Genomic DNA, 8,885 nt, shown 5'->3' on the forward strand with positions numbered 1-8,885 from the left:
TGTCCCAGTCGGCGATGCGGCTGTCGACGATCTCCAGCGCGGGCAGCGCGAACGCGGTGGCGCGCAGCAGGTCGGCGACGGTCGGGTCGTGCTGCGGCAGGTCCGTGCCGAGCACCAGGGCGACCTCGGCCTCGACCTTCGGCTGGAGGAGCCGGCCGGGGGCGATCGGCTGTCCCTCGGGCACCGCCATGTCGGCGAACAGCGCGCCGAAGTCCGGCTGGTCGACGCCGAGTTGCCGCTGCACGGCGGGCGAGGTCAGACCGATCTTGCGGCCCACGAGCCGCCGCCCGGCGGTGATCCCGCGCTCCACGTGCAGACGCTGCACGGCGTACGCGGCTTCGATGTCGGCCTCGGGCAGGAGCGAGCGCACCGGGGCGCACGGGACGCCGGTGCGGGCGGCCTCCTCCAGGACGGCCGCCGCCTTGGTCACGGCGTCGGCGGGTTCGTGGGCGCTCACGGTCGCCCCCGGCGGGGACTGGTGCGGTGGTGGGGAGCGGGCATGCGGGATTACCTCCGTGCGGAGAAGGGGTGGGGCTGTCGGAGAGGCGGCGGTGGCCGTCCGTCGATCCACGACAGGTATAGGCGTACGGTCCGAGCTGCGGCAAAATGCGTTCCATGACACGGAACAGCGTGCAGGGGAACATGCTCGACAAGGCGGCTTCCGTCCTCGACTGCTTCCGGCCGGACGGCGGTGCGTTCCGTCTGACGGAAATCGCCGCTCGTACGGGACTGGCCAAGACGACGGCGTTCCGCCTCTGCTCCGATCTGGTGCGTCTCGGTCTGCTGGAGCGCGACGGCGAGACGTACCGGCTCGGCGGCAAGCTCTTCGAGCTGGGCTCGCTGGTGCCGCGCCGGCTCGACCTGCGGGAGGCGGCACTGCCGTTCCTCCAGGACCTCTTCGAGGCCACCCACGAGACCGTGCACCTCGGCGTTCGGGAGGGCCACGACGTGGTCTACATCGAGCGGATCCACGGCCACCAGACCCTGGCGCTGCCCTCCCGGATCGGGGGACGGCTTCCGCTGACCTGCACGGGTGTCGGCAAGGCGCTGCTGGCCTTCTCCGGCTCCGAGCTGGCGGACGAGGTGCTGGCCGGGCCGCTGCCACGTCTCACCCCGCACTCGGTCACCGACCCGGAGCGGCTGCGCACCACCGTGGAGCAGATCCAGGTCTCCGGTCTGGCGTACGAGGAGCAGGAGGCCGCCCTCGGCGTCAACTGCATCGCCTCGCCCGTCTTCGACGGGTCGACGGCGGTGGCCGCCCTCTCCGTCGCCGTACCGCGCGGCAGATTCCGTCCCGCCCAACTGGCGCCCGCCGTGCGGACGGCCGCGCTGGGTCTGTCGCGGGTGCTGCGCGCGGGCGGTGCGACGCGGGGCGGTGCCTCGTCCTGAGCCGGCACCGCCGGCCGGCGGTGCACGTCATTCCTCGCGCGCTCCGACGAGGACCCGCTCACGCCATCGGAGGTCCGTCCCGGTTCCCCACGTGGGCCGGACGCGCCGTCCGGCGACACTGCCCGCCCATCCGAGCAGGAATCCCATGGGAATGGCCAGCACAGCGGTCGACTGCAGCCCGATCAGGTGGAAGTCGTGTCCCGGCATGAGCGAGGTGGGCGCGCCCGAGAAGGAGAGGGAGCAGACGTACAGGGCGGTGGTGCAGAGGACTCCGCCGTACACGGTCCACAGCAGGCCGGTCCGGTTGTACCGGCTCCAGAAGAGTCCGTACAGACAGGCGGGCAGGACCGTGGAGGCGGCGAGCGTGAGGGCCAGATAGGTCAGCGACTGAAGGTTCAGGCGCTGGGCCATGGCCGCCAGGAGGACGCCGAGCCCGCCCACGGCGCCCACGGCCCATCGGGCCGATCGGACTTCCCCGCGCTCGGACATATGGCCCTTGCGTGCCACGTGCGCGTGCAGGTCGTGTGCCAGGGCGGCCGCGGCGCTCAGTGCGATGCCGGCGACCACCGCCAGTACGGTGACGAAGACGGAGCACGCGACGGCGGTGTACAGGACGTTGCCCGCGAGTCCCGGGGTTCCGCCTCCCAGCTCCCCGGCCAGGAGGAGAAGGGCCAACTGGCCGCTGCTGTCGACGGAACGGATCTTCTGGCCTCCCACGACACCGGCGGCACCGAGTCCCGCGATGACGACGCAGAGGAAGAAGACGGCCATGACGGCGACGGCGTAGCGGGTCGCCCGGCGGGCGGTGGCGCCGTCGGTGGCCGAGTTGATTCTCATCAGGATGTGCGGCATGCACGCGCCGCCCAGGACGACGGACAGTTGCAGGCTCAGGAAGTCGAGACGCCCGGCGGCACCGTCGCCCAGCGCGTGGCCGGGTTCGAAGTAGCGGTCGTGCAGCCCGCTCCCCCGCTCGGCCGCGGTCAGCAGGGCGCCCGGGTCGAAGTCGTGGTGCCACAGGACGAGAAGGGCGAGGAGCGCCATGGTGGTGAACACCACGCCCGCCTTGACGATCTGGACGAGGCTCGTGCCTCTCATGCCGCCGAGCACGGTGTAGCCGATCATCAGCACTCCGACGAAGACCGTGCACACCTGCTCGGCCCCCAGGCTGGTCAGTCCGAGGAGCAGCGCCGTGGCGCTGCCGGCTCCGGCCAGTTGGAGGACGAGGAAGGGCAGGCAGACGGCCAAGGTGGCCGTGGCGGCGGCGATACGGGACGACGATCCCGGCGCACGCAGCGCGAGGATGTCGCCCAGGGTGTAGCGGCCGGCGTTGCGCAGCGGACCGGCGAGGAGCAGGAACACCCCGACGGCCAGGCAACTGCTGACCGCCAGGGAGATGCCGTCGTATCCGGCCACGGCCACCAGGCCGGACACGCCCAGGAGGGTGGCGGCCGATATGTAGTCGCCGGTGAGTGCCAGCGCGTTCTGCATCGGCGTCAGTGACCGGTTGCCGGTGTAGAAGTCGGCGGTGGTGTCACCTTCCGGGCCGGCCAGGACGCACAGCAGCAGGGACAGGACGACGAAGGCCATGAAGGCGGTCAGCACCATCGCCCGGTCGTCGGAACTGCCCGAGACCGGCGTGAGCCCTGCGGCGAGTGACAGCTCGGTCATCGCCGTCTCCCCTGCGACGGGTACGGCCATGGGGTCGCGGCCTCGGCCGGGCCGGGCCGGGGCGGTGACGAGTGCACGCGCCGGGTGTGGCGTCTCATCAGGTCGACGAGTGGATCGGCGTGGCGCGTGAGCGTGCGGTCGTACTGCCGTGAGGTCAGCAGCAGTACGCCCAGTTGCAGAGCGCCGAGCGCGACGCCCAGCGGCATCCCGCCCGCCGGGCGGACGGTGAACAGTTCGCCGGCCGTTCCGGAGAGCATCGCGGTGAGTAGGAAGGCGGCGCCGTTGACCGCCAGGAAGCGCCGGCGCGCCCCGGACATCGTGCGGGGCAGTTGTGGCGGTGCGCCCGCGACGGCGTCATGGGGCCGGTCGTCCGACGGCGGCCCGCTGCCGGGGCTGAAGGGCGGGATGGACATGAGGTGGGGTCCTCTCATGTGGGACCGGGCGAGTCATGTGGGACCGGGCGAGAGGGCTGGCGGCGGTGTCGCGCCGCGCTGCCGTGGATCGAGCGCCTTCGGTCACCCCGCCGGGCGGCGGGGTGGACCGTCCGGGGTCAGTCGTCGGGGATGCCGGCGCCGCTGAGGGCGGGGACGGTCCGCTCCGGCCGGACGAGGGAACGGGCGCCGAGGCGGAACTGGTCGAGCTTGTCGACGATCGTCTGGCCGACGGGCTTGTGGCCCCAGATGCTGATGCCCTGGTGGGTGGAGGGCTCCCAGGTCGTCTCGTCGATGACGATGGGGTTCCAGCCGACCTCCCACTCGAAGCCCGAGGGGGTGCGGGCGTAGTAGGAGAGTTCCTTGTCGTTGGTGTGCTGGCCCACCGACAGGGCCATGTCGAAGCCGAGTTCGTGCACGCGCTCGTAGCTGCGGGCCAGGTCGTCCAGGCTGTCGGTCTGGATGTTGAGGTGCTGGACGCGGGTGCGGATCGGGTCGACCGGCAGGCCGCGGACGGCGGCGATCGCGATGGAGTGGTGGCGTTCGTTGACGCGCAGGAAGCGGATCTTGAGCTTGACGCCGCTGATCGTCTCGTCGATGTAGTCGGTCAGGCGGGCGTCGAAGACCGTGTCGTAGTAGCCGCGCATCAGGGTGGGCTTGGCCGAGGTGATCGCGACATGGCCCATGCCCGAGTCGCCGGTGACCCAGCCGGAGGCGAGCATCCGCAGGGGCTCGGGCGAGATGACCGGGGTGGTGTAGATCTCCTGCACGATGCCCTTGGGGCCGGGGAAGTACAGCAGGCGTTCCACGCCGCGCAGGGCGGCCTCCTCGTCGGAGCCCCGCACGACGGGGACGCCGTGGGCCCGGATGCGGGCCTCGATCTGCTCGAAGGAGGTGTGGTCGTCGATGTGCCAGCCGATCGCCACCACGTCCTCGGCGGGGCCGCGCCGGATCAGGAAGCGGCAGGCGTGGTCGTCGAGGCGGAAGCGCATCTCGTCACGGGAGATGTCGTCGTGGTGCATGCCGATGGCGTCGGTGCCGAAGCGGCGCCAGTCGGCGAAGCGGTTGGTCTCGATGACGATGTGGCCGAGGTGGACGGCGCCGAAGACCGAGGAGGTGGTGTTCATCGGCGGCCCGCCAGGAAGTCGGCGCAGAGCCGGTTGAAGAGTTCGGCGCGCTCCCACTGCACCCAATGCCCCGTGTTGGCGACCTCGTACAGGTCGCAGTTGGGCATGCGCTCGGCCAGCATCCGGCCGCCCGACGGCCGGTTGACCTTGTCCGCGGCGCCCCACAGCACGAGGGTGGGCACGGCGAGCCGGTTCAGGCGCTTGTCGCGGGTGAAGTCCATCTTCCACAGCGCGCCTAGGGACTTGGGGCGTCGCAGCGGCGGGTTCGCGACGACCTCGGGGTCGATGCTGTCCTGGTAGCGCGCGTCGATGATCGAGTCGGGCACCTGGGCCGCGTTGAAGACCAGGTAGTCGCGGACGAACTTCTCCAGCTTCCGCCTCGAGGGCCCGTCCCCCGTGTAGTAGTTGAGGAGGCGGTTGAGGCCCGGCGTGGGCAGCGCGCGGGTGGTGCCGATGCCGCCGGGGCCCATGAGCACCATGCGGTCGACCCGCTCGGGGGTGTCCAGCGCGAGGCGCAGGGCGCAGGCACCGCCGTAGGAGTTGCCGACGAAGTGGGCCTTGTCCAGGCCGAGTTGATCGAGCACGCCGCGGATGCCGGTGGCGAGCGCGCCGAAGGGGTCGGTGGGGTCGATGCCCTTGCTGCTGCGGCCGTAGCCGGGCAGGTCGGGCACGATGACCCGGAACTCCTCGGCCAACTCGGCAATGTTGCGGCTGTAGTTGGAGATGCCGGAAGCGCCGGGGCCGCCGCCGTGCAGCAGCAGGACGGGCGCTCCCTGCCCCGTCTCGGCGACGAAGATCTTCTTTCCGTCGACGTCGAGCACGTGCTCGTGCATCGCGGGGACTTCGGTGCGTGTGGTCATGGTGGTCCTCACTGGGCGACGGTCGTGGCCGGCCGCGGCACGGCGGCGAATCCGGCCGGGGGCGGCGGGAGTTGGGCACCGGCGGGGGCGGCGGCGTAGACGTAGGCGTCGGGGCGCAGGGCGAGGGTGGCCACGCGGTGCTCGGTCAGCCAGGGCAGCAGGACGCCGTCGCTGTCGACGACCGCGCCCTCGGCCGGGCGCGAGCCCGCGGGCAGAACGGCCAGCGACACGACACCGTGGCGCTCCCAGGCGGGCTGCACGGTGGGCGGCCCGCCATGCAGCCCGCGATGCAGCAGCAGCCAGCGGCCGCCGAGTGCGTCGTCCAGCCGTACGCGTTCGCCGTCGGGCCCGGTGACCCAGGGCTGCGGGATCTGGTGGCCGGTCGCCTTGGTGCGGGGGCCGGCTTGCAGGCCGGCGTCGTAGCGGGCGACGGGGATCCAGTGCGCGTCCTGCAACCGGTCGCCCAGGCCCGGTATGCGGTCCAGGGCGCGCAGGGCGCCGTTGCGGAGGCGGGCGACCGGCAGGCGGCGTTCGGTGATGATCCGGCCGACGAACACCGCCCGCTTGGTGACCTCCTTGACGTGCGGCTTGCGCTCGGCCTCGTAGCTGTCGAGGACCGTCTCGGGCAGTTCGCCGCGCAGCACGGCGTCGAGTTTCCAGCAGAGATTGGCCACGTCGCGCACCCCGGCGGCCATGCCCTGGCCGATCCACGGCGGCATGGCGTGGGCGGCGTCCCCGGCGAGGAAGACCCTGCCCATACGGAAGCGGGTGGCGAAGCGCACGTGGTGGCTGTAGACGGTGGCGCGCAGGACCTCGATGCTGTCGCGGGAGATGCTGTACCGGGCCACCAGCCGGTACACGGCCTCCTCGGTCGTCAACTGCTTCTCGTCGTCGCCGGGAAGGATCGGGAACTCCCACCGGTGGTGGCCGAGCGGGGTCGGGCAGTCCACGGCCGGACGGGCCGGGTCGCAGTGGAAGCGCAGCTTGTCGTGGTCCGGCCAGGGCTTGAGCATCCTGGTGTCGATCACCACCCAGCGGTCCTCGTACGTCGTGCCCTCGTAGCCGATGTTCAACTGGGCGCGGGTGAGGCTGGATCCGCCGTCGGCCGCGATCACGTAGGAGGCGCGCAGCCGGTGGACGGAGTCGTCCGCGGTGCCGACGACCGTCAGTTCCACCCCGTCGGTGTCCTGGCGCAGGCGCAGGCACTCGTGGCGCAGCAGGATCCGCACGTTCGGGTAGCGGTCGGCACCGTCACGCAGGACCTGCTCCAGCGCCGGCTGGTAGATGAACATCTGCGGTGGGTGACCGTGCCCGCGCCGGGTGGGGCGCGCGCTGAGGAACGTACGGCCGTCGGCGTCGACGAAGTCCACGTCCCGCTCGGTGAGCATGTCCTGCTTGAGCCGCTCGGCCAGGCCGATCCGCTGCCAGATGCGGACGACCTCCTCGTCGGTGGAGATCGCCCGGGCACGGGTGAAGATCTCGGCGTCCCGCTCCAGGACGACGACGCGCAGCCCCATCGCCCCCAGCAGGTTCGCCGCGGTCACCCCCGTCGGCCCGTAACCGATCACCGCCACGTCGTAGACGTCGTCCTCTGCCCCGGCCCTGGTCCCGCTCATCAGGCCACCTCACTGTCGATCATGTTTCACGGCTCTTGCTGTAGCGTTCACTCCAATTGGAACGAGTGCTACGGTAGGGATGTCGCCGGGGACGGTCAAGTGGCCGGCGCACAGCGCACCGACAGGAGGGGCACCTGCCATGACGAAGCCGCGGACGACCCGCAAGAAGCGCGCGAACGGAGTGGAGTCGCGGCAGCGCATCCTCGACGCCACCGTGGAGATCGCCGGCGAGCGGGGGTACGAAGGCACGTCGATCGCCGCCGTCAGCGCCGCGTGCGGACTGCCCGCCAGCTCGATCTACTGGCATTTCAAGGACAAGGACGACCTGATCGCCGCGGTGATCGAGCGCAGCTTCGACACCTGGTTGGCCGCGGTCGATCTCCCGGGCGAGGAGACGGGCACTCCGCTGGAGCGGGTCACCGCCCTGGCGGGGAACGTCGCGAAGTCACTGGTCGACGCGCCCGACTTCCTCCGGCTGGGGCTGATGCTCGCACTGGAGCGGCGCCCCGCCGAACCGCGCGGCCGCACGGTGTTCCTCCAGGTCCGCGACATCGCGCGCGCGAAGATCGCCGAGATGGCCGAAGCGCTCGTCCCGGGCCTCGACGAGGAGTCCGTCCAGAACCTGACGACCTACGCCGTCGCGGGCGCCGACGGGCTGTTCGTCCAGCGGGAGATCAACGGTGACGCCGTCGACCTGGTGGCGATGTTCGAACTGCACGCCGAGTCGGTCTACGAGGCGGCGACGCGTATGGCGGCGAGGAGCAAGGGGTGAGGCCGGCGGGTGCTCGGCGCCGCGTGGCCGTCCGGCTGGTGCGCGAGGCCGGCAGGACGACGACGCCCGGTACTGCGACCCACGCGCCGAACCCGAGATCTGCTTGCGCCTCGCCCGGCCACTGCGCGGCCTCGGCGTGACCAGCGCTGACGTCCTTGCCGCCACCGATTCGGTCGCGCCCGCAAGGGAGATCGTCGACGGCTCGGTTTCGGTGCTCTTCGTCCGGCGGCAGTCCGCTCCCCACTCCGCCTGAGACATACCCCTCCGGCCGGCGGCCGGGACGACCGTATGAAAGGCCGCTTCATGTCCCCTTCGGCACAGCGCATCGACGTGCATCAGCATGTGGTGCCCGCCTTCTACCGCGCCGAGCTCGCCAAGGCCGGCATCGCCGACGCCGGCGGCCGGGCCCTGCCCGACTGGAGCCCCGAGTCCGCCCTGCGGCTGATGGACCTGCTGGGCATCGCCACGTCGATCGTCTCCGTGTCCACGCCCGGCACCGGCTTCCTCGCCGACCCCGCCGAGGCCGCCGACCTGGCGCGACGCCTCAACGACCACTCCGCGGCGCTGGCCGCTGACCATGCCGGCCGCTTCGGCTTCTTCGCCACGCTGCCCATGCCCGACGCCGATGCCTCGGTCACCGAGGCCGTGCGCGCGCTGGACGACCTGCGCGCCGACGGCGTCACCCTGCTCGCCAACAACCGGGGTACCTACCTCGGCGGGGACGACCAGGACGCGCTGTGGCAGACGTTGGACGACCGCGCCGCGGTGGTCTTCGTGCACCCGGCCGAGCTGCCCGCTCCCCCGGTCGACGGCATACCCGCCTTCGCCGCCGACTTCCTGCTGGACACCACCCGCGCCGCCTACCTTCTGGTCCGCAACGGCATCCCGCGCCGCTACCCGAACGTCCGGTTCATCCTCAGCCACGCCGGCGGCTTCGTTCCCTACTCCTCGCACCGCATGGCTCTCACCATCGCCAACGACACCGGGCGCAGCCCGCTCGACGTACTGGACGACTTCCGCTC

General features: G+C 71.6%; 9 protein-coding genes. 3 read left to right on the top strand and 6 right to left on the bottom strand.

Features of this window, described 5'->3' with window-relative positions; all coding sequences use genetic code 11:
• The coding region (locus G6W55_RS36335; RefSeq protein ID WP_375372506.1) for a 2-keto-4-pentenoate hydratase at positions 1-457 on the bottom strand (457 nt) is incomplete at its 3' end.
• 185 nt (positions 458-642) lie between these two features.
• On the opposite strand from G6W55_RS36335, the gene G6W55_RS36340 reads away from it, so the two are divergent.
• Positions 643-1,389 carry an IclR family transcriptional regulator gene (locus G6W55_RS36340; RefSeq protein WP_175524893.1) on the top strand — a complete coding sequence of 249 codons (747 nt, stop codon included), beginning with the start codon at positions 643-645 and terminating at the stop codon, positions 1,387-1,389.
• A gap of 27 nt (positions 1,390-1,416) precedes the next feature.
• On the opposite strand, the gene G6W55_RS36345 is transcribed toward G6W55_RS36340, so the two are convergent.
• The 5 genes from G6W55_RS36345 to G6W55_RS36365 form a co-directional block, all read right to left on the bottom strand.
• Positions 1,417-3,057, bottom strand: coding sequence for a cation acetate symporter (locus G6W55_RS36345; protein WP_175524886.1), 1,641 nt, complete (start codon positions 3,055-3,057; stop codon positions 1,417-1,419).
• Entirely contained in the window at positions 3,054-3,470 is a 417-nt protein-coding gene (locus tag G6W55_RS36350) for a hypothetical protein (RefSeq protein ID WP_175524887.1), read from the bottom strand. Before G6W55_RS36350 ends, G6W55_RS36345 begins: the two co-directional genes overlap by 4 nt.
• A gap of 137 nt (positions 3,471-3,607) precedes the next feature.
• The gene (locus G6W55_RS36355) at positions 3,608-4,615 is read right to left on the bottom strand and encodes a VOC family protein (RefSeq protein ID WP_175524888.1); all 1,008 of its coding nucleotides are present in this window, start codon (positions 4,613-4,615) and stop codon (positions 3,608-3,610) included.
• Positions 4,612-5,475, bottom strand: a complete 864-nt coding sequence (locus tag G6W55_RS36360; RefSeq protein ID WP_175524889.1) for an alpha/beta fold hydrolase — start codon at positions 5,473-5,475, stop codon at positions 4,612-4,614. Before G6W55_RS36360 ends, G6W55_RS36355 begins: the two co-directional genes overlap by 4 nt.
• An 8-nt stretch (positions 5,476-5,483) precedes the next feature.
• On the bottom strand, positions 5,484-7,091 hold the full coding sequence (locus G6W55_RS36365) for a bifunctional 3-(3-hydroxy-phenyl)propionate/3-hydroxycinnamic acid hydroxylase (protein WP_175524890.1): 1,608 nt from the start codon (positions 7,089-7,091) through the stop codon (positions 5,484-5,486).
• Positions 7,092-7,230: 139 nt separating this feature from the next.
• On the opposite strand from G6W55_RS36365, the gene G6W55_RS36370 reads away from it, so the two are divergent.
• Positions 7,231-7,863 (top strand): TetR/AcrR family transcriptional regulator, encoded by a 633-nt coding sequence (locus G6W55_RS36370; RefSeq protein WP_175524891.1) that lies wholly within the window; start codon positions 7,231-7,233, stop codon positions 7,861-7,863.
• Between the two features lie 303 nt (positions 7,864-8,166).
• A partial coding sequence (locus G6W55_RS36375) for an amidohydrolase family protein (RefSeq protein WP_175524892.1) occupies positions 8,167-8,885 on the top strand: 719 nt, incomplete at its 3' end.

This window comes from Streptomyces sp. CAI-85, from assembly GCF_013363615.1.
Classification (GTDB): Bacteria; Actinomycetota; Actinomycetes; order Streptomycetales; family Streptomycetaceae; genus Streptomyces; species Streptomyces antibioticus_B.

Bases quoted from the DNA above. Each gene is read 5' to 3' on its own strand.
- G6W55_RS36345 (WP_175524886.1), bottom strand. From the start codon at position 3,057: ATGACCGAGCTGTCACTCGCCGCAGGGCTCACGCCGGTCTCGGGCAGT.
- G6W55_RS36365 (WP_175524890.1), bottom strand. From the start codon at position 7,091: ATGAGCGGGACCAGGGCCGGGGCAGAGGACGACGTCTACGACGTGGCG.
- G6W55_RS36350 (WP_175524887.1), bottom strand. From the start codon at position 3,470: ATGTCCATCCCGCCCTTCAGCCCCGGCAGCGGGCCGCCGTCGGACGAC.
- G6W55_RS36340 (WP_175524893.1), top strand. From the start codon at position 643: ATGCTCGACAAGGCGGCTTCCGTCCTCGACTGCTTCCGGCCGGACGGC.
- G6W55_RS36370 (WP_175524891.1), top strand. From the start codon at position 7,231: ATGACGAAGCCGCGGACGACCCGCAAGAAGCGCGCGAACGGAGTGGAG.
- G6W55_RS36360 (WP_175524889.1), bottom strand. From the start codon at position 5,475: ATGACCACACGCACCGAAGTCCCCGCGATGCACGAGCACGTGCTCGAC.
- G6W55_RS36355 (WP_175524888.1), bottom strand. From the start codon at position 4,615: ATGAACACCACCTCCTCGGTCTTCGGCGCCGTCCACCTCGGCCACATC.